Raw genomic sequence first — 24,659 nt, forward strand, 5'->3', positions numbered from 1 at the left:
GCCGGTCCACCCGCCGCCCTTGACCGTACGCGGCGAGGAGAGCCTGGGCTTCGATGGGGTCGCCGAGGGCGGTTCCGGTCCCGTGCGCTTCCACGGCGTCTACGTCATCGGGTGTCAGGTCGGCGTTGGTGAGTGCCTGCCGGATCACCCGCTGTTGGGCCGGCCCGTTGGGCGCGGTGAGGCCGTTGCTGGTTCCATCCTGGTTGATGGCGCTGCCGCGTACGAGGGCGAGTACGCGGTGGCCGTTGCGGCGGGCGTCCGAGAGGCGTTCGACGAGGAGCATGCCGACTCCCTCGCCCCATCCGGTGCCGTCCGCCGCCGCGGAAAACGCCTTGCACCGACCATCCTGCGACAGTCCGTGCTGCCGCGAAAACTCCACAAACATTCCTGGTGTCGCCATGACGGTTACTCCGCCGGCGAGCGCCATGGAACACTCACCCGACCGAAGCGCCCGTACTGCCAGGTGCAGAGCAACCAGCGATGACGAACAGGCGGTGTCCACTGTGAGTGCGGGGCCGTGCAGCCCGAGGGTATACGCGATGCGGCCCGAGACGACGCTGCTGGTTGTTCCGGTGAGGACGTATCCACCGACTTCTTCGGGCGCTTGGTGCATGCGGGGGCCGTAGTCGGGGGTGATCACTCCGGCGAAGACTCCGGTGGCGCTTCCGCGTACCGTTTCCGGGGTGATTCCGGCGTTCTCGAATGTCTCCCATGCCACTTCGAGGAGAATTCGCTGCTGGGGGTCCATAGCCAGGGCTTCGCGTGGGCTGATCCCGAAGAAGCTCGCGTCGAAGCTGGGCGCGTTGTAGAGGAAACTGCCCTGGTGTGTGTAGGACGTGCCTGGGTGTTCGGGGTTCGGGTCATGGAGTTGTGCCATGTCCCAGTCCCGGTCGTCGGGGAATTCCCCGACGGCGTCCTTGCCGGCGGTCACAAGCTGCCAGAGGTCCTCGGCGCTGCTCACGCCTCCTGGGAAGCGGCAGCTGATTCCCACGATGGCGATTGCCTCGTCTGTGACCTCCCCAAGTGCCAGGGACATGGCACCCCGACTCTCAGGTGCCTCTGTGTTTTCGTCCTCGAGTACGAGGCCGGACAGGTGTTGGGCGAACAAGGCAGGGGTGGGGTAGTCGAAGACCGCTGTCACAGGGATGCGCAGTCCTGTCTCTTGTTCCAGGAGGTGCCGCAATTCGACGGCGACCGACGAGTCGATGCCCAGGTCGTGGAAGGTCGAGGTCGTCAGCATGTCTCTCGTCTGGGTGTCGGCGCGGCCCAGTGCTTGGGCGGACTTCTCACACACCAGCCAAGTGAGGGCCGCTTCGAGTTCCGCCCGGTTCAGCAGGGAAAGCGAGTTACTCGCATCGGATTTCTCGGCGGGCCCGGCGCCTTTCTCGTCTTCGGTCGTCTCGTCCAGCTCGGTGGAGTGGTGCAGTGGCAGGCGTTGGAAGGCGTATTTGGGCAGGTCGATCCATTGGCGGTGGTGTGCGGTGAACGCCGGGGCGGAGTGTGTGGGCAGTGCACCGCTGACGTGGAGTTGCGCCAGTGATGTCATGAACTTCCGCATGCCGCCTTGGTCGCGTCGCAGGGTGCCGAGAACAACACTGTTGGTGCCCGAGGTCTCGGCGATGGTCAGTATGTCCATCACCATGACGGGATGGGGGCTGATCTCGGTGAAGCAGTGGTGTCCCTCGCGCAGGAGCCGCTCGCCGGCCGCCGCGAACTGGACAGGACTGACGAGGCTGCGGCACCAGTATTCGGCGTCGAGTTCGGGCCCCTCCAGCCACTCCCCGGTGATCGATGAGAGGAAAGGGACACTCCCTTGCCCTGGATTGATGCCTGAAAGTGCGGTGTACAGGTCGTTGAGGAACGCTTCGCAGTGAGGTGAGTGCACCGGTACTTCGTTAGGCAGCAGGCGGACCCAGATGCCTGATGCGGATAGTTCGGTGAGCAGTTGTTTCACGGCTTGACGGTTGCCTGAGATCACGGTTGTTGATGGGCTGTTCACGGCGGCGACGACCACGGCACCGGCCCATTGCTCCAGGCGCGCTGTCAGCGTGCCGGCATCGAGACGCACGGCAGCGATGGCGCCTGTGCCGGTGAGGGTGGCCTGTGCGGCGCTCCATCGTGCGGCCACCCGGACCGCGTCGTCCAGGGTCAGTGCTCCGGATACGTGGGCTGCCGCGAGCTCCCCGAGGCTGTGGCCCAGCACGGCCACCGGCTCGACGCCGTGTGCGCGCCACAGCCCGGCCAGCGACACCATGATGGCGAACATGACGGGCTGCGCCACGTCTGTGCGGTTCAGCGAGGGAGCGCCGGGTGCTCCGTGCAGTACGTCTTCCGGGCGCCATCCGACGAGGGGTTGGAGTGCGTCCGCGCAGTCCCGCATGGCGTCCTGGAACACTGTGGAGGTTTCGAGCAGTTCCACGGCCATGCCGGGCCAGTGCTGCCAGTGGCCGGGGAAGATGAAGACGGTGCCGTGGGGCGGCCCGGCCGTGCCCCGGACGAGCCCGGGGTGTTCTGTGCCGTCGGCCAGTGCCTGCAGTCCTTGCAGGAAGTCCTGTTGGTCGCTTGCGATCACAACGGCCCGGTGGGGGAAGGCGGTACGGGTCGCTGTCAGCGCGTACGCGACGTCCGCATGGCGCAGATCGGGACGGTCGGCCAGATGGTCGTGCAGTCGCTGTGCTTGTGCCCGCAGTGCGGTGGTGGTGTGGGCGGAGAGCATGCAGGGCAGCATGGCGCCTGGTTGATGGGGGTCGGGTTCGTCTCTCGTGGCACACATGGCCAGAGGCATCGACGGCATCTCGGGAGCGGTGCCGAGGACCAGGTAGGTGAAGTTTCCCCTGGCGTCGAAGGAGGCCACTGCCCGCAGGAGCCGGTCACGCTCAACGATCGGCCTCGGCACCGGGGTTACTTCAGGATCGCAGCTGCTCCGGCCTTCACTGGTGGGTCGTGATGTGTCGGCCTCGTCGGTGGATTCCGACTGTGCCAGGCATGTGATGGCCTTGAGGATTCCTGTCATGTCTCCCGCACCCTGGGGCGGGGTGGGGTGGGCCGGGCTCGGCATGCCGAGTGTGGTTCTGACGGCTGTGATGTCGGGGTGGGGTGTGTTGTGTGTGTTGGTGCTGCTCAGGTCGATGTGGTGCAGCATCTCGGGCCCTGCCCCTGCTTGTTCGTGTGCTGTGTGCAGGGCGTGTACCGGGCCGTGTTCTCCGGTGGGGATCGTGGCGGTGGCGTGGATGACGCAGTGGATGCGGTCGCCGTCCGTGAGGGCCTGGGAGAGTGGTTTGAGGACCAGGAGGGCGCCGGTCGTGTCGTGTTGGTGGTTGTCGGCAGTGGGGCCGGGCGCCGGTGCGGGCTGGTCGTGCCGGGTTGTGGTGTGGGCGCTGCCGGCGATCGCCAGTGTGGATGTTCCGGTGCGGAGGCTGTGGCATGCCAGGTGGACAGCGGTGGGTCCGGACGGGGCCGTGGGGTTGTGGGAGGTGGTGAGGCCGTGGCATGTGAGGAATGTGCTGACCGGATGTGAGGGGGGTTGGTCCTGGAGTGGTGGCGCCCCGGTTTCGGTGTGGGGTGCGGTTTCGCAGGGTGTGGTGTCGGGTGTGGTGAGGAACAGGCCTGTGCTGATTCCTTGTAGGCGGGTTGCGGGAAGGCCTGCGTCTTCGAGTGCTTCCCAGGTCAGTTCCAGGAGTAGCCGCGCTGCGGGGGTCATGGCTGCGGCTTGGTGGGGTGTGAGGTGGAAGAAGGCGGCGTCGAATTGGTCGGTGCCGGTGGAGGGCTGACGGTTGCTGTAGCCGATGACTGCGACGGCCTCGTCCGGTGGTGGCACCGGCCCGCACGGTGTGGTGTGAGGATCCTCGGTGCGGGGAGGGGCGGCGGGCTGATGCGTCGTGTCATGGGTTTCGCGCAACTGACTGCCTCCAAAACGCAAACCGGCAGAACGTCGCTGACCGGTGAGAAACCGAGACTCACCCATGAGGGCGTTCGGAAGACTTTCGAGGTGGGGGTGCTCCGCTGATTCCCGGGGCGCGGCCGAGCCGGCTCGCGAGCACCCCTGCAGCACCCTTCCGGGGGAAGACTTTAGGAAGGAGCGGTTTCAGCGGTAACCCCTACAGTCCCCGGTGACAGAGGCACAGGTGCTTTCGCCGAGCGCTTACGGAGGATCCGCCACCCACCTTCATCTGCACCATCAGCAGGGGTGCCCCCTGACATGTCTCCAGTCCCTCGTTGTGCCGCTCTCCGGTCGCTACCGTGACGGATTCGAAGGGTTCTATGGAGAGTCGCTTCTTTCCGGCGCGCGGCCGGATACCCGTAGTCCTTGGCCAAGCGCCGGTATTGATCCGAAACCCAAAGGGTTCTGCACGAGGGCGTAGCGGACGTGTGGGCCGTGGAGGCAGCCGCGGACGATGTCCGGTCGGGTGCTGGCGCCGTCGGAAGAACCGACGGGTTTCGGCTGTGAGTTGTGCCTGGTCGAGGAGGGCGGGGCACAGGAACCCGTCGATCTACTGGAGATCGACGTCGAGGGGCGAAGCCGGACGACGTGCCGACCGGCATCGATGACGACGGCCGGCCCCGGATCCGCAACTGCGTGGCCGAAGTGCACGACATCGCCGGCTGGTTGCGCGATGTGAAGGAGTTCCAGTGGGCGCGAGGGATGACGCTGTAGCCGGCATGGCGACACACGGCAAGGGGCCGAGGAGGGACGAGCGGAGCGGAGAGGACAGGAGACAACGCATGTCACAGTCACACAGCACCATGCCGAGTGGATTCACCTTCGGGGTCGCGCGCGGGGCGCTCCCTGTCATCGGACATCTGCGCAAGTTCCTGTGGGCGCCACTGGACTTCCTGGAGTCGCTGCCCTCTGCCGGTGACCTCGTGGAAGTCCGCCTCGGGACGCGCAGGGCCTATGTGGCCTGCCACCCCGAACTCGTGCGCCGCGTCTTCGCCGACAGCCGCCTGTTCGGCAAGGACGAACCACAGCTCAAGGAATCGCAGCAGACATATGGCTCCTCCCTCGCCACCGCTCCGGACGACCAGCACCGTCGGCTGCGTCGGCTGCTGCAACCGGCTTTCGACCGGAGTGGCCTGGCCCAGTACGGCGCCCTACTGGAGCGGAAGGCTGCCCTCCTGGCCGGTGGCTGGCAGGACGGCCAGGTCGTCGACGTCTTCCCGGCCTTCTGCGGCTTCGCGACGGATGCCGTCAGCCGCGCCCTCTTCCCCGGCCGTCTCGGCGACGAGTGCCTCGCCGAGGTGCGGAACTTGTTCCGGAAGGTGAGCGAGGCGGGCGAGGGCGTCGGCGTTGCGGCCGTTCTGACGCTGCTGCGGGGCATGAACGGGGGACGGAGGAGGCGGAAGGCCGTCCAGCAGCTGTGCGACGTGCTGGACCGTCTCATCGTGGAGTGCCGCGCCGGCGGGAGCGACGAAAGCGATGACGCGTTCCTCCTGTCGCCGTTGTTCGCTGCCTCCGCGCAGCACTCGGAGGCGGAGACGGACCGCATGAGCGGGCCGGAGCCGGTGCTGACGGACGAGGAGGTCCGTGCCCAGGCGCTCAGCCTCCTGGCCGCCGGCACCCACACCGTCGCGACGGCCCTCACCTGGACCTTCCATCTACTGTCCCAGCACCCGCGTGTGGAACGCCATTTGCACGAGGAGGTGGATTCCGTGCTCGGCGGGCGCCCCGCGGCCTGGGCGGACCTGGGGAGCTTGGCGTTTACCGAGCACGTGGTCACGGAGGCGCTCCGGCTGTACCCGCCGGTGTGGTTGCTGATGCGGGTCACGGCCGCGGACGCGACCGTCGCGGGCCGCCGGCTCCCCGCGGGATCGTTGATCCTGCCCAGCCCCCTCGCCGTCCAGCGCCGCGGTGACATCTTCGCCCGGCCCCACGTGTTCGACCCCGACCGCTGGCTCCCGCACCGCGCGGCCGCCTATCCGCGCGGCTCCTTCTGTGCTTTCGGGGGAGGAGCGCACAAGTGCATCGGTGATTCCTTCGGCATGGCCGAGGCGGTCCTGACGCTGGCCACGGTCGCGCAGTCGTGGCGGCTGAGGGCCGCCCCGGGCGCGGACCTCCGCACCAATCCGGTGGCGCTGGCCGTCCACCCGCGTCGTCTGCCGATGAGCGTGCACGCGCGGCGGTAACCTGCCGCGCTGCGTGTCCTCCTGTGTCCGTCTCCTGCGCTTGCCCCTTCCGGCGTTCCCGATCGGCATCGGCCGTGTGGCCCAGCCCCCGCCGCGACCGCTCCCCGCCGGGGCTGAGGCCTGCCGTCTCGGAGGGGAGCGGACGCCCCGGGGGCAGGGGCTCCTAAGGGTTGGGACGGCAGCCCGCGACCAGTACAAAAAGGAGGAGTCGGACGCAAGGCAAGGAGGCACGGTGTCCGTGATCGGGATCGGGCTGTTCGGCTGTGCCGACACCCCGCGGCTGGGTATGGTCTCGGCGCTCGCGGCTTCCCCCTTGGTCCGCCTCGTGGCGGTCGCCGGCCGTACACGCGGGGAGGCGGCGATGGCGGCCGCCCGGCTGGGCTGCGCCGCCGTGAACGGCTACGGGGCCCTGCTGGAACGCCGGGACCTGGACGCGGTGTACGCCCCTCTTCCACCCGAGTCGCAGGCCGAGTGGATCGGCAAGTCGCTCGCGGCGGGCAAGCACGTCCTCATCGGCGAACCCCTGGCTCTGAACCGCATGGAAGCCGCCATGCTGGTCGCGGCCGCACGTATGGGTGGCCTCCTGCTCATGGAGAGCTTCGCGTTCCCGCGGCACAGCCAGCACGCGGTTGCCCAACGGCTGATCGATGAAGGCGCCATCGGCGAGCTGCGGTCGTTCACCGCTGCTCTCTTCCTTCCCCCACCGCTCCCCTCCGGGATGAGCGGCGTGTTCCCCTCGGAGGCCGGCCCCGCGCCCTCCGCCCTCGGACGGCGCGGGGCGCTGCTCGACACGGGCGTGTACGCGCTCCGGGCGGCGGGGCTCCAGCCGGGCAGGAACCCGCAGGTGGAGGGTGTTGTCCTCCACCGCGACCGGGACACGGGGGTGGACGTCGCCGGGACGGTCCTCCTGTCAACGGCGGACGGCCGAATCGGCAACGTGGCCTTCGGCCGCGATCGGCTGCTCGCCCGCTCCAACTACTTTGCACAGGGCAGCCAGGGCAGCATCACTCTGCCCCTGGCCTTCACCGCCCCACCCGGGGTGCGGCCAGTGCTCCGCCTTGAACGACCTGAAGGGGTCGAGGAACGCACGCTGGCCGCCGACTGTCAGAATGACGCGCTGGTCTCGGCGTTCGCGACGAGGATCCTGGAGGGTGGGGACCTGATCGGCCCGGGCGAGGACATCCTTCGGCAGGCCTGCTTGCTCGACGGCGTCCGCGAGATCGCCGAACGGGACCGACGGCAGTGAGGATCGTGGGGAGGGGGCTCCGCCGGTCATCTGCGCACGATGGGGGCCCGGCACGACGGGGGTTCGCCCTGGCGGAGGTGTCTCCTCGACGGTCACCGGGCCGCCGGCCGAGTACGAGCGGCCGGTCGGCCGACGGGACTGGCTGGACCGATGGGCCTCGCACGCCCGCGCCCGGCGCGGAGTCACCGGCGGCAGTCCGGCGAGCCGGGCTCCTGAGCCGGCTGCCAGACCACCCGGTTGCGGGTGTACCACCGCACGGTGTCGGCGAGTCCCTCCTCGAAAGGCACGCGCGGACGGTAACCCAGTTCGGCCGTTGCCTTGCTGATGTCCAGGGCGTAGCGGAAGTCGTGCCCCGGGCGGTCGGGGACGCACTCGACAGCCGACCAGTCGGCGTCGAGGTGGGCGAGGAGCAGCGCGGTGAGGCTGCGGTTGGAGAGTTCGGTGCCGCCGCCGATGTGGTAGATCTCGCCGGGCCTGCCGTGCTCGGCCGCCAGGGCGATGCCCCGGCAGTGGTCGTCGACGTGCAGCCAGTCCCGGCGGTTGCGTCCGTCGCCGTACAGGGGGACTTTCTCCCCGTCCAGGATGCGTGTGACGAAGCGGGGGATGAGCTTCTCCGGGTACTGGTACGGCCCGTAAGTGTTGGAGCCGCGGGTGACGCACACCGGCAGGCCGTGCGTGCGGTGGTAGGAGAGGGCCAGCAGGTCGGCGGATGCCTTCGAAGCCGAGTACGGGGAGCTGGGCCGCAGGGGGGTGTCCTCGGTCCACGTTCCTTGTGCGATGGACCCGTACACCTCGTCCGTCGAAACGTGGACGAAGCGGCCCACCCCCGCTTCGGTGGCTGCCCGGAGCAGGGTCTCGGTACCGACGACGTTGGTGCGGACGAAGGGGGAGGAGTCCCGGACCGACCGGTCCACGTGGGTCTCCGCGGCGCAGTGGACCACGAGGTCGGCCCCGCACAGCAGTCTGGCGGCCAGCGGATCGTCACAGACGTCGCCCTCCATCACGGTGAGGGACGAGTGGCCGCTGAGGGGGGCGAGGTTGGCCATCCGGCCGGCGTAGGTGAACCGGTCCAGGACCACCACGTGGGCGCCGGCGAGCGAAGGATAGGCGCCGGTCACCACCTGCCGGACGAAGTGCGATCCGATGAACCCGGCTCCGCCGGTCACGACGACGCGCATCACACGCTCCCCTCTCTGTCTTCCGTACCGGCCGCGATCTTCTTCAGACGGGCCCCGTAAGCAGATCCGCCGTAAGCGGATCCGAGGGCGTGCAGGGCGTCGGCGTCGATGTATCCGAGCCCGAAAGCGATCTCCTCCACACAGCCGATGTGCACTCCCCGGTCCCGCTCCATGGCCTGTACATACCGGCCCGCCTGCGACAGCGCGTCATGGGTGCCGGTGTCGAACCAGGCGGCGTCCTGCCCCAGGGGCACGAACCGGGCCCTGCCCTGCTCGACGTAGACCCGGTTGACGTCGGTGATCTCCAACTCGCCGCGTGCGGACGGCCGGAGACCGCGCGCAATGGCGACGACGTCGTTGCCATACAGGTAGAGGCCGGTGATGGCCAGGCTGGACCGTGGTACCGCGGGCTTCTCGACGAGCGACACCAGCCGCCCGGCGGCGTCGACCTCCCCGACCCCGTACCGTTCGGGGTCTTCGACCGGATACCCGAACACGACGCACCCGTCCACGTCGGAGGTGTGCCGGCGCAGGAGGGACGGGAACCCGGTGCCGTGGAAGATGTTGTCCCCCAGCGCCAGCGCCACCGGACCATCACCGATGTGGTCGGCGCCGATGGTGAGGGCTTGGGCGATGCCTTCCGGTGCACGCTGGACGGCGTAGGAGAGGTTCAGACCGAGCCGGCCGCCGTCGCCGAGGAGTGCCAGGAAACCGGCGAGGTGCGCACGTGTCGAGATCAGGAGGATGTCCCTGATGCCCGCCAGCATGAGGACGGACAACGGGTAGTAGACCAAGGGCTTGTCGTGGACGGGGAGCAGGTGCTTCGATACGCCGCGGGTCAGCGGCCCCAGACGGGTGCCGCTCCCCCCGGCGAGCAGGATGCCTCTCATATGTCGACCGGACCTTGTGCGGTGCCCGCGGGAGACGGGGGCCTAGGCCTCGGGCCGCCAGGCGTACACCAGGTAGATCTCGGTGTCCTTGAACACCAAGTCCTGTTCGAGCGCCGTGGCGAGGCCGTGGGAGGACAGGAGGGAGAGGAAGGCTTGCAAGGACCCGTCGACGTCGCACACTTCGGCGACACACTGTCGGACCTTGGGCCAGTCGTCCTCGGACAACCCTTGGAGGACCGCCAGTTCGCTCTTCTGGACGTTCACCTTCAACAGTCCGATCGAGGTGACGTTCCGCTCTGCGATCACCTCCGACAGTGTGTGTACCGGGACCTCCTTCGTCTCCGGCGCACCCTTTGCCCATTCGTCCGCCGCGGCATCGGCGTCCTCCACCCGCTGCCCGCTGTTCAGCAGGACAGTACGGATCAGGGCTGCTTCCTCCTCGGGGTGGGGTTGCAGTCCGGACATCGCCGTGAAGTGCGGATAGTAGGCCAGCCCGGCAGTCCCGGACCGATCGGAGATCGCGCACCGCGTGACGACCGCGTCGATGCCGTGCGCGGCGACGTTCGCCTCCAGGGCTGCGCATGGCTCAGGACCGGGCTCGAAGGCGTGGATGCGCAGCCCCGGGCACTCGGTGTGGAAGAAGAGCGTGGCCAGTCCGATGTTCGCGCCCACGTCGAAGACGGTGTCGCCGGGATGCAGCGTGATCCCGTTCCGGGCGTAGCGGCGTTCGACGAAGATCTCACGGTAGAGGATTTCCGTCTCGTCGGGGTTCATGTGGTCGACGGTGAGCTCGTTGGGCAGCTGTGTTGTTTCCAAAGCGTTCGTTCCGTTTCTGTTCGCAGAAGTGAAAAGTCGGGGGCACGGGGAGGCGGAGCCGGTGGAGGAGGAGAGCGGCTATCGGCTCCGGCTCCGCAGCCGTACGGGAAGGTGCCGCGGGGGCAGGTTCACCGGGCAGGCATGGGCCGGGGGCCGCTTCCGGGAGGTGTTCTCCAGCCGCCACTGTCCGGCGACGGTGGCCAGGGTGAGGGTGAGCTCGGCCAGCCCGAAGACGTCACCGATGCACCGGCGCGGCCCGCCACCGAACGCGGTGAAGGCGCGGCGGGACGCGGCCGTGATCCGCTCGGGCAGCCACCGGTCCGGGTCGAAGGTGAAGGGATCGGCGAAGGCGTCCTCGTCGCGGTGCAGCATAAGAGGGCTGACCATCACGGTGGCTCCGCACGGAATGCGTTCCCCGCCGAGGCTTACGTCCGCGGTCGTCTTACGGAAGAACATCCACACCGGGGGATACAGGCGCAGCGTCTCGGAGACGAATCGCTCCGTATATGTCAGGGACGGGAGGTCGCGCCATCTGGCGGTGTGCCCGTCGAGAACGGTGTCGGCCTCGGCATGCAACCGGGCCGCGCACTGCGGGTATTGAGACATGAGGAAGAAGGCCCAAGTGAGCGCGGTGGCGGGGGTGTAGACGCCTGCGGCCAGCATGGTGATGGCCTGGCTGCGCAGCTCCTGCGGGGTCAGCCCTGCGCCGTCGCCTTTCTCCCGGGCCAGCGCCAGTGCGGAGAACATGTCCCTGGGGCCGCACCCCGCACCGACTCCGTGTCCGTCGTTCTCGCCGGGGCGGGGGTAGTCGGAAAGGATCTGGTCCAGTGCCTGGTGAAAATCGATGAGTGGTCGATGCCGGCGACGGGCCGTGCGCGGCGCCAGCCTCGACGCCACCTGCGTCAGCAGGCCCCGGCAGCCTGCGTCGCCCTGCCTCATGAGCACCGCGAACCAGTGCGCGACCTCGCCCGACGCCGCATGCTCCGCCCGGCTCGAGAACAGCACACGGGCCACGACCCCGGAGGTGAAGTCGAGCAGTGCGGGAAACATGTCGAACTCCTGGCCATCCCGCCACGAGTCCGTCAGGGCGACGAGCTCCTGTTCCACCACTGCGCCATAGCTGGCGAGCCGTTCGGTCCGGAATGCAGGCTGGACCAGCCGGCGCTGCCGTCGGTGGTGCTCGTGGACACATCCGGCCAGCCCCGACGCGAATTCATTCGAGCGCTCGAACTGCGGTCCGCCGCCCCGGTCGAAGGTGCTGTCGTTCACCAGGACGCGCTGCACAAGCTCCGAGCGGCAGGGTACGAACACCTGCGTACGGCCCAGCCGGATCCGGACCACGTCTCCCAGGCGGGGAAGCGTGGTGAGGAAGGGAATAGGCCGTCGGCGCAGGTGCAGGGCGTGACCGACGACGGGAAGCGCTCCGGGGACAACAACGGCGGTTGGTTCCTCGGTCGGCATGACAGATTCCTCCGCGACCTCGAGAAATGCAGCGAGCACCGAGTGTAGGAATCCGGCAGTGTGATGAAAGCCCCTGTTTTTCCGGTAGTTGGACCGTCGAGGACAGGGGGCCGCTGGGGTGCCTTTCGCCGGGCATCCGTCCATAGTCTCGGTAGTCGGTTTCGGCTCGGTGACGCTGTTCCGGCCGTCACGCCGCCGGAAGAACGACGGCTAACAGGACAGGGAGAAAGCGGCCATGACAGAAGACGAAGAACTCTGGCTGCGTTGTTTCCGGCCTGCACCGGACAGCGGCCACCGGCTACTGTGTTTCCCGCACGCCGGGGGATCAGCGAGTTCCTTCCTCCCGTTCGCCCGGTCGCTCACCCCGGACATCGAAGTACTGGCCGTCCAGTACCCCGGACGGCAGGACCGGCGCAAGGAGCCGTGCCTCACCTCCATCGGTGAACTCGCCGACCGCGTCTACCGGGTCGCCGCACCCTGGCTCGACGCGTCGACGGCGCTCCTCGGCCACAGCATGGGGGCCGTTCTGGCCTTCGAAGTCGTCCGGCGCATGGAGCGGGAGACCGGCCGCACCTGTGCCGGGCTGTTCGCCTCCGGGCGCAGGGCCCCGTCCTGCAGGCGCCAGGAGGAGGTCCACCGGCGTGACGACACCGGCATTTTCGCCGAACTCATGGACCTGGGCGGAACCGACCCGCGGCTCCTCCAGGACGATGAGCTTCTGGCCGCCTTCCTCCCCTGCCTGCGCGCCGACTACGAGGCCATTGAGACCTACTGGGCGGAGGACGGCGCCGCCGTCGGCTGCCCCGTCACCGTCATGGTAGGCGAGGATGATCCGAGGACCACGCTCGAGGAAGCGGACGCCTGGCGCCGGCACACCACGGCGGCGTTCGAGCTCTGGTCCTTCCCCGGGGGCCACTTCTTCCTGGACGGCCCCCACCGCGCCCAAGTGGTCCGCACCATTGCCAATCGCCTCCGCGGGACAGCCGCCAGAACCTCACCAACCCCTGACACCCCATCCAGCTTGGGGTCGGCCTGCCGGAACAGAGTCGATCCCAGGGGCTGATCCACCAAGGAGGCCGTACGTGGACATCTCGATCTCCGCCGCCATGCTCCTGGGCATCGTCGTCATCGTCCTGGTCAAGGGCGGCTACATCCGCCTGGGTTCCGCCGTCGCCTGCGCCCTGTTCGGCTTCACCCTCGCGTCCACCGGCATGGCCCCCACCATCAACAGCGGCCTTGCCTCCTTCGCCAAAGTCGTCTCCGGTTTCTGAACCAGAAGTTCGGCCGCTTTCGCGTATCACCGCGGTAAACGGTCGGCATCGGGGGCGGGGTGTGATTCGGGCACCGTGTGACCGAACCGCTCCGGCGAGCGATCCGTTGGTCCCCCGACCAGCTCTGGCACCCCGCCCTCGAATCCCACACCGGATCATCCCCGGTCGGCTGGGCACCCTGACAGCTTCCACCGCCGTGAACGGGGCCAGTGTCCGGCGACCGATGCCGAGGAGCTCATCACCTGGGACCTCAACATCGACTCCACCGTGTGCCGGGCCCACCAGCACGCCGCCAGGGCGCGGAAAAGGGGGACCTGCAGAAGGAGCCGCCCGGCGGGATCGGCGTCGAGCCGGACGACCACGGCCTCGGCCGCTCGCACGGCGGCCTGACCACCAAGCTGCACCTGGCCGTTGAGCAGGGCCAGAAGCCGTGTCCATTGTGATCACGGCCGGACAGCGCGGTGACTCACCGTAGTTCGAGCCGGTCCTGAAGAAGGTCCGCGTCGCCCGCTCGGGTGCCGGACGGCCACCCAAGTTCGACGCCGAGAACTACAACTCGTCCGGCCGGGCCCGGCGCCAGATGTTACGGGCGGGCAGGGGTATCCGGTCGCACCCCGGCTTCTTAAGCTCGGGTATCACTGTTCCCCTCGGTCAGCGAGGATCGTCCGTGTTCACCGGTACTCCTGCCGAAGTCCCGCATGGAGAACTCCCCTTTGTGGGGCACGGATGCCAAGTGTATAGGCGGCCCATTCCCTTTCTGGCCTCTCGACTTTCGTGCCGGCCCCGGACAAGGACGGGCAGTGTCGGGCCGGACGGCCACGAACCACCGGGGGCAGCGACCGCTCCTCTCGGAAAGGACCCGCATGGAAACGATGCAGCTGCCCAATGGGCTCACTGTCCATCACATGAACGCCGTTGAAACGGAATTTCTTTACCGTGAGATCTTCGTCGAGCGCTGCTACGCGCGGAACGGAATCGCACTCAATCGCGGCGACGTCGTTTTCGACGTGGGTGCGAACATCGGCCTGGCCGCACTCTTCTTCCACAAGGAGTGTCCCGGACTGACCTTTCACGCCTTCGAGCCCGGTCCAGGGCCGTACGGCGCCCTGAAGGCGAACATCGCTGCCCATGGCATCGATGCGGAAGCCACGCAGTGTGCGATCTCCGACCGGCCGGGCACTGCTCCACTCACATACTTCCCGCAGTGCACCGCTGCGTCCGGCTTCCACCCCGACCTCGAGGAGCAAGTAGCCGTGGGTCGCGCAGTGCTGCTCAACAGCGGATTCCGGGCGGAGGACGTCGATGCCATGGAAGCGGACTATCAGGCGCAGTGGAATCCGGAGACAGTGGAGTCCCCGGTGCACACGCTCTCCGAAGTGATCGCGGAGCGCAATGTCGCTTCGATCGGGTTGCTCAAGGTTGATGTGGAGAAGAGCGAACTGCAGGTGCTGCAAGGGCTGACCGACGAGGACTGGCCCAAGGTTCGCCAATGCGTGGTCGAAGTGCACGACATCGACGGCAGGCTGCGGACCATCCTCTCCTTGCTGACCGAGCACGGCTTCGCTACGGCGTTGGAACAGGATCTCGTGTTCAAGGGCACCGAGATCCACACCGTGTATGCCAGGCGGCGCGAAGCCTGACCTTCTCTCCAGGGCCGTGCATCGGCTCACGGCCTGGACATGGGATTAAGCGGAAGCGTTGGTGGCTTTCGGGACCCGGGGCCGCTTCGACGGTCCCGTCGCCGCCCTCACGACGGGCCCGTCGCCGTCCTCACACACCCCCGGCACCTCAACTCGTAGGCCAAGCAACAACTTGACAGCGCTTGGAAAAGAGCTGCTTCATGCCAACCAAGAACAGTCGTTCCGGTGGATTCCTGGCATCGTCCATGACCTTGAGCACTGCGGAGACAGCGGACCCCGACTCCTTCCTCGAGGAGCGGTCGGCGTCCTCCAACTATCGCGTCGAACGAGTTCCGTTGGAGGCGCTGCCCGACTGGCGGATCGACGACTGCCTCAGGCACGCGTCCGGCCGGTTCTTCGCGGTGGAGGGGCTGTCGGTACGCACGGACTTCGGACCGACTCCGCAGTGGTGTCAGCCGATCATTGTTCAACCGGAGATCGGAATCCTCGGGATCATCGTCAAACGCATCAATGGCGTCCACCACTTCCTGATGCAGGCAAAGATGGAGCCGGGGAACAGCAGGCTGGTCCAGTACGCCGCGACTGTGCAAGCGACCCCCAGCAACTACCAACGCGTGCACGGCGGCCGGCCCACCCCGTACCTGGAGTACTTCCAGGAGCACACCGGACGACGCATTGTCTTCGACCAACTCCTTTCGGAGCACGCGTCCTGGTACCTGTACAAGCGGAATCGCAACATGATCATTGAGATTCCCGAGAACGAGGACATCGCAGTAGCCGACGACTTCACATGGTTGACGCTCGGGCAGCTGCGGCACCAGCTCGAGCAGGGGAACCGCGTGAACATGAACGCGCGCACGGTGCTGTCCGGCGTCTCCTACGCCGCGGAGGACGCCCCGGACTCCTACGGCGAAATCCGGGACGCGTTTCGCCTCCAGGTGGTCGAGTCACACAACGCGGGCCGCTCGGACGCCGATGTCTCCGCCACGATGACCTGGCTCATCGACCAGAAGGCGAAGTACAGCCTGGACGTCAGGCGGATCAGCCTGTGCGACATGGACGAGTGGGTGTGCGGCAAGGACAGCATCCGCCACCGCGAGGACCGCTACTTCCGGATCATCGGGCTGTCGGTCGCGGCGACGAGCCGGGAGGTCGGCACGTGGTGGCAGCCGATGCTCGAGCCGACCGGCGGCAACGCCGTGGCCCTGATCTGTCAGCGCCGGTCGGGGGTGCTCCAGTTCCTCGTCCAAGCCATGATCCAGCCTGGTCTCACGGACCGGCTGGAGCTCGCCGCGACGGTACAGCTGACACCGGGAAGCTACAGCGGGCCGGAGGACTTCCCACCGCTCGCGGAGTACCTCGACGCGCCCGAGTCCTGGCTCCGGCTGAAGGCCGTGCAGTCGGAGGACGGCGGGCGGTTCTCACGCGCGGACACGACACATGTCGTCGTCAACGTCCCGGACGGACACACGGTCGACGCGCCGGACAACTACCGGTGGATGACCCTGGGCCTGCTCAATCGCTTGATCTGTTCCGGCTACTACGTCAACGTCGAGGCTCGCAGCCTCATTGCCTGCCTGGTCTGACTCGTACCGGAAAGGAGATCCGCACTGTGCTTTCCTCGGCCTTCGGCCGCGCCCCGTTCGATCCGGATCCGGTACGGCAAGGACCGCCGGCTGCAGCGGGCGTACGTCCGCACCGGCCGGAAGGCCAACTGCCGAGTGGCGAACGCGCAGTCGACATCATCTCCTCCACCTCCTCCAACTCCTTGAGGCCATGGAACTACTGCTGATCGGCATGTCGCGGTTCGCTCAGCGCCGAGTGCTGCCGGCCGCCGCATCCCTCCCCGAGATCGAGACGATCAACGTCGTCAGCTCGCACGCCGGCGCCGGTAGCCTCGGGCGTGTGGCGAAGCTCGGCACGGTGTACACCGACTGGAGCGAGGCGTTGGCCGTTGCCCGCCCCGGCCTGGTCTACGTCTCGCTGGTCAACAGCGACCACACACGGGTGGTTCGCCGTGCGCTCGGCCACGAACACCACGTGGTGGTCGACAAGCCTGGCCTGCCGGACGCGGACACAGCCGAGGAGATGGTGACGCTGGCCCGGTCGTCATCGCTCGTCATCGCGGAGGCCACCTGCTACGCGTTCCATCCGGTGTTCGCGGCGGTCGAGTCGGTCCTCGCGGACCTCGACGCCGAAGTCACCAAGGCGTTGGCGGTGTTCACTCCTCCCGTTCCAGCCGGTGACTGGCGGTACGACCGGGCCAAGGGCGGCGGGGCACTGCTGGACACCGGTCCCTACGCGGTGTCCCTGGGCCGGGTGCTGTGGGGCGTGGAGCCCGAGCGAATCGACGTCATCGTGGGCGATCGCACCGCCGACGCGCTCGAGACGTCGTACGGCATGCTCGCGGGCTATCCCGGCGGCCGGACCGTCGTCGGCCAGTTCGGCTTCACGACCGCCTACCAGAACATGGTCCGGCTGATGGGAAAGGGGTTCACGATCGAGATCGAGCGGCCTTTCTCCGCGCTGCCGGGGATGGCGGTCGGCCTGCGGGTCCAGGCCGAGGACCGCGTGTACGTGCACAGCGTGGAACCCGCCGACAGCATGCGGGTGTTCCTGTCCGAGGTCCTCGCGGCGGCGGAGAGGGGATCACGGGACTTCGATGTCCCGCTGCTCAGCGATGCCCGGGCGCTCGCTCGCCTCACACGAGCGGTACCGGCCTCTCGCTGAACCTCTTTCATCCCGGCCTTGAAAGGCGAAAGGGTCGGCCGGAGGTGGCGGGTGACATGGCAGTGCCTCACGGCGCCATCGTCCGCATCCCCTACTGCGGACACGGCGAACTCACTGATCAATACCAGCGGTTCAACCGCGCCCACGTGCTCCACCAACTCCATCGGCCTCATCGTCCAGGCCGTGACACCCTCTCGGCAGACCGTCGTCGCTCCGTCATCATGAGGGGACGGCCGGATTCGGCCGGGGACCGAGTGGGCCGGCCGACGCCGGTACGTAGCGGTCCAGGAGTCGCCACGGGTAGTCGGCGCCGGGGGCGACCAGGCCGGGTGCGAGATCGCGCAACTTGTCCGAGGAGACGGTGGGCCCCTGAAGCTCCATGCCGATGAACTCCCGTGTGGCACGCGCGCTGAGGATTTCCTCGATTCTGTCGACGATCCGTTCCACCGGTACCGGGATCCCTGAGGAGATGTTCACCACCTCATGGGTCACCCGGGCCTCCAACAAGGCGTCCACAGCACTGACCACGTCCTTGACGTCGAGCAGGTCGCGCCGCGCACCACGGAGTACGCGCACACTGCCGGCCTTGACCTGGGTGATCAGCGACGGCAGCAGTTGGTGTGGGCGCTGTCCACTGCCGACCAGATAGGTCGGCCGCAGGATCAACCAGTCCGCTGTGGAGTCGTAGGCCAGCTGCTCGATCGCCAGTTTGTGCCGGCCGTAGGGCGTTCGCGGGACAGGGACCTGATTTTCGCTGCCGTCCGTGCCCGGTCCGTAGAGGTCCGTGGACGCGGTGGAGAACAGCACCATCGTCCGGCCGTCGGAGCAACAGCGTGTCAGGGTCTCGCGCACCAGCTCCGCTTCCCGGCCGAAGCCCACCTGCGCGTGTACGGCAGTGCTGGAGACTCCCGCCGCGAGCGCCAGGGCATTCTCGTGCCGGGAGCCGATATCGGCCAGATGGCCTGCCAGGAACCCCCGTCCGACGATCTCCACTACCGGTGCCCGCCGTCCTCGACGTGACCCCGCCGTTCGAGGCGGAGCTCCGGGCGGCCCCCTGGAGGAGCGATGAACGCCTGCGGCAGAGTAGTACTGCCCTTACTGCCCTTACTGCCCTTACTGCCCTTACTGCCCACGGAGCGGGCGCACCGGTACACGGGGTCGAAGCCGAACGACAGCTGTCGGGTGTGGCCATCGGAGGCGGAGACAAGTGCGGCGCCGCCCAGTGGGGCCGGATGGCGGATGCCGCCGGGCGGCAAGGGGGGAAGCCCGACTCTGCCGTGAACGAGCGTGGTTGGCCGATGACGCCCTGGCTGATCAGTTGCTGCGTCATGGCGCGCCGGCAGTGGAACAGGAACCCGAAGTTCTCCATGAACGGCAGCCCGTCCATGCGCGCTGCCGAGACCGCGGTTGCCGCTTCGATACGGCTCAAGGCCGGGACAGCGCTCGGCTGTGTGTTGCCGGGCGCAGTCGGGCACTCCGACGCCGAGTACGGACACCGGACCTCCTTACGTAGCCGGTCAGGTCTCCTTTGTACCGTTCGCGGCTGCGGCGCCATAGCGGTAACTCCCCCCTGGAAGTCGTTGCCTTCTTGCCATTCCTTAGGGGGGATTGCGCACATGACCCCAGGGTTCGGCATCCAGGATGGCGGTTCGTCCGCGGCAGCCCTTACTTTGAGGGAGCTCCTGCCGAGTACGTATCAAGGTGAGTCCGTTCTCGGGCCGTTGTTCTCTTTCGTCGAGGTGGCAAGTGATGTCGGATCATTTCCTCTTTCTGAGCGTCCCGGACCGAGGTCATGTCTTTCCCTATCTGGCAGCGGTGGAAGAGCTCGTGCGCCGAGGCCACCGCGTCACCTATGTGTCGGGGGACGAAGTGGCCGAAGCCGTACGTTCCACCGGCGCCGACTTCCTGCCGTACGAGTCCGCCCACCGAAGCGCCGACGTCTACCGCCTGGTGACCGCCGAAAACGACTCCTCCACCTTCCAACAGCAGGGACTGGACTTCATCTTGCTCTTGCTCGCCGAGGGGAAGGCCATGCTGGACGCTGCACAGAGAACGCTCGGCACGGCTGTACCGGACCTTGTGGCCTATGACCTGACGGTTTTTCACGCCGGCCGTGCTCTGGCCCTGACGTGGGGAAAGCCCGCGATCAAGCTGATTCCCACCTTTGCTTCGAACGAGCACTACTCGAATGTACAGACCATGCTCGACCCGGAGGGCCAGGGGGCCAAGAGCTCCCTGGGCGAGATCGCCTCGATGATGACTATTCCGGGGTTCGGGGAGGTGGTGGAGGAGCTCACGCGGTTCCTGGACGAGCTGGGCATCGATATGCCGGTCAGTGACTTCTGGTCCTATGTCGAGGAACGCAATCTTGTCCATCTGCCGCGTGCCTTCCAATACGCGGGAGACACGTTCGACGAGCGGTTCGTCTTCGTTGGTCCGTGTGTGGGGGAGCGCAGCTTCCTGGGCGAGTGGGCGCCGCCCGGCAACGGACTTCCGGTGGTACTCGTCTCGTTGGGGACCGTGTGTAACGCGCAGCATTCCTTCTTCCGCATGTGCGTAGAGGCGTTCCGTGACGTCCCGGCCCATGTCGTGATGACGCTGGGGCAAGAATTCGACTCTTGCGGCCTCGGCCCATTGCCGCCCTCCATCGAGGTGCGCGAGTGGGCCCCCCACCTCTCGGTGCTTCCGCACGCCAAGGCCTTCGTCACGCACGGAGGTATGGCCAGTGTCGTGGAGTCGCTCTACTCCGGGTGCCCGGCGCTGGTCGTGCCGTTGACCGCCGACGCCCGAGCGACCGGTCGGCGCGTCGCCGAATTGGGACTGGGCCGGACGATGCAGGTGGAAGAGGTCACCGCAGAGGCATTGCGGGAGACCGTACTGGACCTCATGGCGGACGAGGCGGCTACTGGGCGGGTCGGGGAAATGCGACAACACTGCCTCGCGGCAGGCGGTACGTCCCGGGCGGCGGACGTATTCGAAGCGCAGGTACGGCGATCGCGGTGAGGTGCAGCTTCCCGCTGTGCTCACCGGCGGTTCTGGAACCGGTGCGTGCACGCTCATGGGCAAGCGTCGGGGGCGGACGGCGAGCGCGAAGAGCTCAGGACGGAGCCGCAGTCGGCTGCCGATGTCGTCGCCAATCGCCCCTGGTGAACAGCGTCGACGAGAGGTACGTGCCCTGTGCCCCCCGAGGCGGGACTCAACGGTGAGGCGGTCCAGGGCGTGGCCGGGTTTTTGAAGAACCCGCCGCAACTGGAGGTTTCTTCCCGTACCTTGCGGCGGGCCCATCAGACGTGAGGCGGTACTTTGCCGACCCACCTCGCTCACGGAACGGAAGAGGCGCTGAACCCTGGGCGCACCAGGGCGATCACGCCGTCCGCTCAGGCTTCGTACCCCATCTTCTGCATCTCGGTGGTGACGTCGGAGTCCTCGAAGTACTCCAGGTCGGGAATGCGCTGGAGCTTGTCCAGCACTTCCTCGTCCAGGTCCATCGAGGCCGCCATGTCGAGGATCTCCCCCTTCACCGCGGGAAAGGTCAGGCTCATGAGCAGTTGATGGAGCGGTGCGTACGGCATATCGGTCCTCCAAAGAGCGGAACGGGTGACGAGCGAGTGAAGGCGGGGGCTGGGAGCGGTGGCCGGGAGTCCGGAGTCGGCGCCTGAACGATGGAGGAACCGGCTCACCGGGCCACGGCACGCATGGACTTCGGGCGCGCGAAGCATGGCATCCGTAAGGTGGGCCGAAGCCGCCCTGCCCGGACAGATTCGAATCTCCACCGCGCTGCGATGGTCGAGAGGGCGAGGGTTCCCTCCACCATGCCGAATACGTCGCCGATGCACCGCCGGCCGCCCTCGCCGAAGGCCAGGAACGTTCCGTCCGACGGTAGGCGTTGCTGGTTCTCCCAGCGACCGGGCAGGAAGCGCTCCGGCTGCGGGTAGAGGTCCGCGCGCCGGTGGATGGCGTACCCGCAGTACGCCACGAGGCTTCCTGCTGGAAGAAGACGTCCGGCCAGCTCGGTGTCCTCCGTGGTCTGCCGTGTGACCAGCCAGTCGTTCGGGTTGAGGCGCAGTGTCTCCCGGAGGATCCGCTCCGCCAGGCCAAGCCGCGGAAGGTCGTCCCAGGTGGCGGACCGGCCGTTGAGCACCGAGTCCACTTCGGCGTGCAGCTCTTCCTCGACACCGGGGTGCCGGGCGAGGAACCGGAACGCGTGGTCGAGCGTGTAGGCGACTGTCTCCGTACCGGCGAGGATCATTGTCACGACCTCACCGAAGATCTCCTCGTCCGACAGCCGGTCGCCGTCGTCGCGCGCCTCCAGCAGCATGGACATCAGGTCACCGCGGTCGGTGCCCGTGCGCCGGTACCGATCCGCCATGGCCAGGACCGCCGAGTGCAGATCTCGCGTCACGCGGTCGAAACGGCGCTTGCCACGGGTCGGCACGCGTCGCAGGAACTCGGGGGTCAGCAGGCGCCTGGTCATGTCCTTCGCGATCATTTCCGAGTATGGGGAAACCGTGGCGATGGCCGACCCGCAGAAATCCGCGGTGAACATGGTCCCGGCCAGCACCCGCGTACTGATCCTGGACATTTCCGAGTGCAGGTCCAGCACTTGCCCGTCCCGCCATGCACTGGTGACCCCGGTGATCTGCTCCGTCATCACGTCGGCGTAGAGGGACAGCCGTTTCCGTTGGAAGGCCGGCTGGACCAGCCGGCGCCGCCGGCGGTGCCGGTCGTGCGGGCACGAGGCGAGGCCGTCCCCGATCAGCATGCGCAGCCGGTCGATCATCGGGCCACCTTTGTCGAAGACCTTGTCGGTTGTCAGAACCCGGTGGACCAGCTCGGGGTGGCACAGGACGTGTATGCGCCACGGCCCCATCCGAACCTCCACCAGGTCGCCGTGCGACGGGAGCGAGGCCAGGAATTTCTGTGGCGCCCGCAGCATCTTTATGGCGTGTCCCAGCAGCGGCAGTGCGCCGGGCGCCGATGCCATGGAGAACGGAAGGCGTTGCGGAGGCATCGCGTTGGTGAAAGGACAGGAATTCGCGGTCATGATCCTCCTGCCTCGTGCATCAGATCTCGTGCGTCAGACGGCGCGGACGGCCGACAGAGAGACGTATCCGATTCCTCTTGCGGCATCGTTCCGGGTGAGGTGTGCGGCGAAGGACCGGATGTCTTCGGCACTGCTGCCGAAGGCCGCCGCGTAGTCCTCCACCCGTTCCTGCACATGCTCGATGAGGGCCGCGTACGAGGGAGCGATGACGTCGTCGCCGATGTCGGTGAACTCCTTCAGGAGGAACCCCGCGTCGGTGACGGTCCGCGCGTAGTCGCGGAGCGGCGTGATCGCGGGGACCGCGAACACGGTGCCCAAGGAACCGATGTCGCTGTGTTTGTCCTCTCGAGGACGGTCTTCGCGCCACACCAGGTCCGTCGCCACGAGGAGTCCGCCGGGACGGAGCACCCGGGCGGTCTCCCGCAGCACGCGGGAGACGCTCGGCATGTGGAAAAGGCATTCGAGGGCCCATACGGCGTCGAACGATGCGTCGTCGAAGGGAAGGTCCATGGCGTCCGCGTGCAGGAAGCGCACCCGGTCGGCTACCCCCGCCTGCTCCGCCAGGGCCGTGGCCATCCTCACCTGTACCCGGCTGATGGTGACGCCCACGACCTCCACCGGTTCCGCCAGGGCGAGCCGCACGGCGGGCCGTCCGGAGCCGCACCCCAAGTCGAGGATCCGGTCGCCGGAGGAACAGCACAGCTTCGCGATGGCGTTGTCCGTGAGCCGGTCGGACGCCGCTCCGAGTGCACTGCCGTCGTGGGGATGTGGCCAGTAGCCGAGATGGGTGTTACCACCGAGTGCATCGTTCATGAGGTGTGTGGTGCGGTCGTAATAGTCTCCGACGTCGCTGGGAGACGGCAGTGGTTCGTCTGACACGGGTACGTCCTCTTTCGCCGGCACGGTGATGCCACCAAGGTGTCGTGGCCCGTCCGGAGTGACAACGTGCGCAGAGGCGGGCCGGAGGAACATAGGGGGAATCCCCCGGGCGTGCAGCGGGTCATCGGGGAGGCCGTACAGGAGGCCACCGCCGGCATCGGCGCAGCCGCTCCAGCTGTTTGATACAGGGGTGAGCACGGGTGGCCGGGGTCTACCGGCGCCGCTAGCTTCGGCGCTGCCCAGGTCTGTCGTGCCCACCCCTTGGAGATGATGGTGACTTCGTCCGGTGACAAGGTCATTGAAGCACTGCGGGCATCCCTCAAGGCGAACGAGAGGCTGAGGCAGCACAATCGGGAACTCGCCGGGGCGGCGAAGGAGCCCGTTGCGATCATCGGCGCGGCCTGCCGCTACCCCGGGGAGGTCCGCTCGCCCGAGGACCTGTGGGACCTCGTGGAGTCCGGCCGCGATGCCATCGGCGAGTTCCCCGCGGACCGGGACTGGGACCTGGAACGACTCCATGACCCGGACCCCGCGCATCACGGGACCTCATACACCCGCCACGGCGGCTTCCTCTATGATGCGGCGGAATTCGACGCGGCATTCTTCGAATTGAGCCCCCGCGAGGCCTTGGCCACCGATCCTCAGCAGCGGCTGCTTCTGGAGACGGCGTGGGAGGTCTTCGAGCGGGCCGGTATCGACGCAGTGTCGGTGAGGGGCAGCCGCACGGGCGTGTTCGCCGGGGTCATGTACCAGGACTACGCGAGCCGCCTCCATACCGTTCCGGTCGGCTTCGAAGGGTTCCTCGGCAACGGCAGCGGCGGAGGAGTGGCCTCCGGCCGCATCGCCTATGTCCTCGGGCTGGAGGGGCCGGCGGTGACGGTGGACACGGCGTGTTCGTCGTCGTTGGTGGCACTGCATCTGGCGTGCCAGGCACTGCGGTCGGGTGAGTGCACGATGGCTCTCGCCGGCGGTGTCACCGTCATGGCCGCGCCCAACCTGTTCGTGGAGTTCTCGCGACAGCGGGGGCTTTCGCCGGACGGCCGGTGCAAAGCGTACGCGGCCTCGGCCGACGGCACCGGCATGTCCGAGGGTGTCGGCATGCTGTTGGTGGAACGGCTATCGGATGCGCGGCGGTTGGGGCATCGGGTGCTGGCGTTGGTGCGGGGGAGTGCGGTCAACCAGGACGGGGCGAGCAATGGGCTGACGGCACCGAACGGTCCGTCGCAGCAACGTGTCATCCAGCAGGCGTTGCTGGGTGCTGGGTTGTTGTCGGGTGATGTGGATGTGGTGGAGGGGCATGGGACGGGGACGACGCTGGGTGATCCGATCGAAGCCCAGGCTCTCCTCGCCGCGTACGGTCAAGGGCGGCGGGTGGACCGGC

The 24,659-nt window shown here is 67.6% G+C and carries 19 protein-coding genes and 2 pseudogenes; 11 read left to right on the plus strand and 10 right to left on the minus strand.

Features of this window, described 5'->3' with window-relative positions; translation table 11 throughout:
• Both I5Q34_RS26390 and I5Q34_RS36155 read right to left on the minus strand, forming a co-directional pair.
• On the minus strand, positions 1–3,013 hold a 3,013-nt coding region (locus tag I5Q34_RS26390), incomplete at its 3' end, for a type I polyketide synthase (protein ID WP_234429589.1).
• A gap of 360 nt (positions 3,014–3,373) precedes the next feature.
• Positions 3,374–3,964, minus strand: a pseudogene (locus tag I5Q34_RS36155) (beta-ketoacyl synthase N-terminal-like domain-containing protein); the annotation flags it as partial.
• A 564-nt stretch (positions 3,965–4,528) separates the two neighbouring features.
• Here I5Q34_RS36155 and I5Q34_RS35605 point away from each other — a divergent pair.
• From I5Q34_RS35605 to I5Q34_RS26400, 3 genes are all read left to right on the plus strand, one after another.
• Entirely contained in the window at positions 4,529–4,654 is a 126-nt protein-coding gene (locus tag I5Q34_RS35605; protein WP_267912029.1) for a hypothetical protein, read from the plus strand.
• Between the two features lie 68 nt (positions 4,655–4,722).
• Complete coding sequence (locus tag I5Q34_RS26395) at positions 4,723–6,123, plus strand: cytochrome P450 (RefSeq protein WP_199894939.1); 1,401 nt, start codon at positions 4,723–4,725, stop codon at positions 6,121–6,123.
• Positions 6,124–6,355: 232 nt separating this feature from the next.
• A complete protein-coding gene (locus I5Q34_RS26400; protein ID WP_199894940.1) occupies positions 6,356–7,369 on the plus strand; it encodes a Gfo/Idh/MocA family protein in 1,014 nt (337 codons plus the stop codon).
• 182 nt (positions 7,370–7,551) lie between these two features.
• On the opposite strand, the gene rfbB is transcribed toward I5Q34_RS26400, so the two are convergent.
• The 4 genes from rfbB to I5Q34_RS26420 all read right to left on the minus strand — a co-directional run bounded on the left by rfbB (position 7,552) and on the right by I5Q34_RS26420 (position 11,714).
• Positions 7,552–8,547 carry a dTDP-glucose 4,6-dehydratase gene (rfbB, locus tag I5Q34_RS26405; RefSeq protein WP_199894941.1) on the minus strand — a complete coding sequence of 332 codons (996 nt, stop codon included), beginning with the start codon at positions 8,545–8,547 and terminating at the stop codon, positions 7,552–7,554.
• A complete protein-coding gene (gene rfbA / locus I5Q34_RS26410; protein ID WP_199894942.1) occupies positions 8,547–9,437 on the minus strand; it encodes a glucose-1-phosphate thymidylyltransferase RfbA in 891 nt (296 codons plus the stop codon). Before rfbA ends, rfbB begins: the two co-directional genes overlap by 1 nt.
• Positions 9,438–9,479: 42 nt before the next feature.
• Positions 9,480–10,253 carry an FkbM family methyltransferase gene (locus I5Q34_RS26415; RefSeq protein ID WP_199894943.1) on the minus strand — a complete coding sequence of 258 codons (774 nt, stop codon included), beginning with the start codon at positions 10,251–10,253 and terminating at the stop codon, positions 9,480–9,482.
• 78 nt (positions 10,254–10,331) lie between these two features.
• Positions 10,332–11,714: a cytochrome P450 gene (locus tag I5Q34_RS26420; protein WP_199894944.1), complete on the minus strand. Its 1,383-nt coding sequence runs from the start codon at positions 11,712–11,714 to the stop codon at positions 10,332–10,334.
• Positions 11,715–11,949: 235 nt separating this feature from the next.
• On the opposite strand from I5Q34_RS26420, the gene I5Q34_RS26425 reads away from it, so the two are divergent.
• The 6 genes and pseudogenes from I5Q34_RS26425 (at position 11,950) to I5Q34_RS26450 (ending at position 17,355) form a co-directional block, all read left to right on the plus strand.
• Positions 11,950–12,777 (plus strand): thioesterase II family protein, encoded by an 828-nt coding sequence (locus I5Q34_RS26425; protein ID WP_199894945.1) that lies wholly within the window; start codon positions 11,950–11,952, stop codon positions 12,775–12,777.
• Between the two features lie 19 nt (positions 12,778–12,796).
• Positions 12,797–12,985 carry a hypothetical protein gene (locus I5Q34_RS26430; RefSeq protein WP_199894946.1) on the plus strand — a complete coding sequence of 63 codons (189 nt, stop codon included), beginning with the start codon at positions 12,797–12,799 and terminating at the stop codon, positions 12,983–12,985.
• Between the two features lie 231 nt (positions 12,986–13,216).
• Positions 13,217–13,392, plus strand: a pseudogene (locus I5Q34_RS26435) (IS5/IS1182 family transposase); the annotation flags it as partial.
• Between the two features lie 456 nt (positions 13,393–13,848).
• Positions 13,849–14,625 (plus strand): FkbM family methyltransferase, encoded by a 777-nt coding sequence (locus I5Q34_RS26440; RefSeq protein WP_199894947.1) that lies wholly within the window; start codon positions 13,849–13,851, stop codon positions 14,623–14,625.
• 245 nt (positions 14,626–14,870) lie between these two features.
• Positions 14,871–16,211 (plus strand): NDP-hexose 2,3-dehydratase family protein, encoded by a 1,341-nt coding sequence (locus I5Q34_RS26445; RefSeq protein ID WP_199894948.1) that lies wholly within the window; start codon positions 14,871–14,873, stop codon positions 16,209–16,211.
• A gap of 190 nt (positions 16,212–16,401) precedes the next feature.
• Entirely contained in the window at positions 16,402–17,355 is a 954-nt protein-coding gene (locus I5Q34_RS26450; protein ID WP_199894949.1) for a Gfo/Idh/MocA family protein, read from the plus strand.
• A 219-nt stretch (positions 17,356–17,574) separates the two neighbouring features.
• On the opposite strand, the gene I5Q34_RS26455 is transcribed toward I5Q34_RS26450, so the two are convergent.
• Positions 17,575–18,348: an NAD(P)-dependent oxidoreductase gene (locus tag I5Q34_RS26455; RefSeq protein WP_199894950.1), complete on the minus strand. Its 774-nt coding sequence runs from the start codon at positions 18,346–18,348 to the stop codon at positions 17,575–17,577.
• Positions 18,349–19,104: 756 nt separating this feature from the next.
• Here I5Q34_RS26455 and I5Q34_RS26460 point away from each other — a divergent pair.
• Complete coding sequence (locus tag I5Q34_RS26460; protein WP_199894951.1) at positions 19,105–20,358, plus strand: macrolide family glycosyltransferase; 1,254 nt, start codon at positions 19,105–19,107, stop codon at positions 20,356–20,358.
• 374 nt (positions 20,359–20,732) lie between these two features.
• Here I5Q34_RS26460 and I5Q34_RS26465 read toward each other — a convergent pair whose 3' ends face one another.
• The 3 genes from I5Q34_RS26465 to I5Q34_RS26475 form a co-directional block, all read right to left on the minus strand.
• On the minus strand, positions 20,733–20,897 hold the full coding sequence (locus tag I5Q34_RS26465; RefSeq protein WP_199894952.1) for a DUF2795 domain-containing protein: 165 nt from the start codon (positions 20,895–20,897) through the stop codon (positions 20,733–20,735).
• Between the two features lie 134 nt (positions 20,898–21,031).
• Positions 21,032–22,399 (minus strand): cytochrome P450, encoded by a 1,368-nt coding sequence (locus I5Q34_RS26470; RefSeq protein ID WP_199894953.1) that lies wholly within the window; start codon positions 22,397–22,399, stop codon positions 21,032–21,034.
• A 33-nt stretch (positions 22,400–22,432) separates the two neighbouring features.
• The gene (locus tag I5Q34_RS26475; RefSeq protein ID WP_199894954.1) at positions 22,433–23,212 is read right to left on the minus strand and encodes a cyclopropane-fatty-acyl-phospholipid synthase family protein; all 780 of its coding nucleotides are present in this window, start codon (positions 23,210–23,212) and stop codon (positions 22,433–22,435) included.
• Positions 23,213–23,548: 336 nt separating this feature from the next.
• Between I5Q34_RS26475 and I5Q34_RS26480 the strand changes: the two genes are divergently transcribed.
• The coding region (locus I5Q34_RS26480) for a beta-ketoacyl synthase N-terminal-like domain-containing protein (RefSeq protein ID WP_234429602.1) at positions 23,549–24,659 on the plus strand (1,111 nt) is incomplete at its 3' end.

Origin of the sequence: Streptomyces sp. AV19 (assembly GCF_015999245.1) — a bacterium.
In the GTDB taxonomy this organism is placed as follows: Bacteria; Actinomycetota; Actinomycetes; order Streptomycetales; family Streptomycetaceae; genus Streptomyces.

Bases quoted from the DNA above. Each gene is read 5' to 3' on its own strand.
- I5Q34_RS26450 (WP_199894949.1), top strand. From the start codon at position 16,402: ATGGAACTACTGCTGATCGGCATGTCGCGGTTCGCTCAGCGCCGAGTG.
- I5Q34_RS26420 (WP_199894944.1), bottom strand. From the start codon at position 11,714: ATGCCGACCGAGGAACCAACCGCCGTTGTTGTCCCCGGAGCGCTTCCC.
- I5Q34_RS26445 (WP_199894948.1), top strand. From the start codon at position 14,871: ATGACCTTGAGCACTGCGGAGACAGCGGACCCCGACTCCTTCCTCGAG.
- I5Q34_RS26475 (WP_199894954.1), bottom strand. From the start codon at position 23,212: ATGAACGATGCACTCGGTGGTAACACCCATCTCGGCTACTGGCCACAT.
- rfbB (WP_199894941.1), bottom strand. From the start codon at position 8,547: ATGCGCGTCGTCGTGACCGGCGGAGCCGGGTTCATCGGATCGCACTTC.
- I5Q34_RS26425 (WP_199894945.1), top strand. From the start codon at position 11,950: ATGACAGAAGACGAAGAACTCTGGCTGCGTTGTTTCCGGCCTGCACCG.
- I5Q34_RS26470 (WP_199894953.1), bottom strand. From the start codon at position 22,399: ATGACCGCGAATTCCTGTCCTTTCACCAACGCGATGCCTCCGCAACGC.
- I5Q34_RS26460 (WP_199894951.1), top strand. From the start codon at position 19,105: ATGTCGGATCATTTCCTCTTTCTGAGCGTCCCGGACCGAGGTCATGTC.
- I5Q34_RS26465 (WP_199894952.1), bottom strand. From the start codon at position 20,897: ATGAGCCTGACCTTTCCCGCGGTGAAGGGGGAGATCCTCGACATGGCG.
- I5Q34_RS26440 (WP_199894947.1), top strand. From the start codon at position 13,849: ATGGAAACGATGCAGCTGCCCAATGGGCTCACTGTCCATCACATGAAC.
- I5Q34_RS26395 (WP_199894939.1), top strand. From the start codon at position 4,723: ATGTCACAGTCACACAGCACCATGCCGAGTGGATTCACCTTCGGGGTC.
- rfbA (WP_199894942.1), bottom strand. From the start codon at position 9,437: ATGAGAGGCATCCTGCTCGCCGGGGGGAGCGGCACCCGTCTGGGGCCG.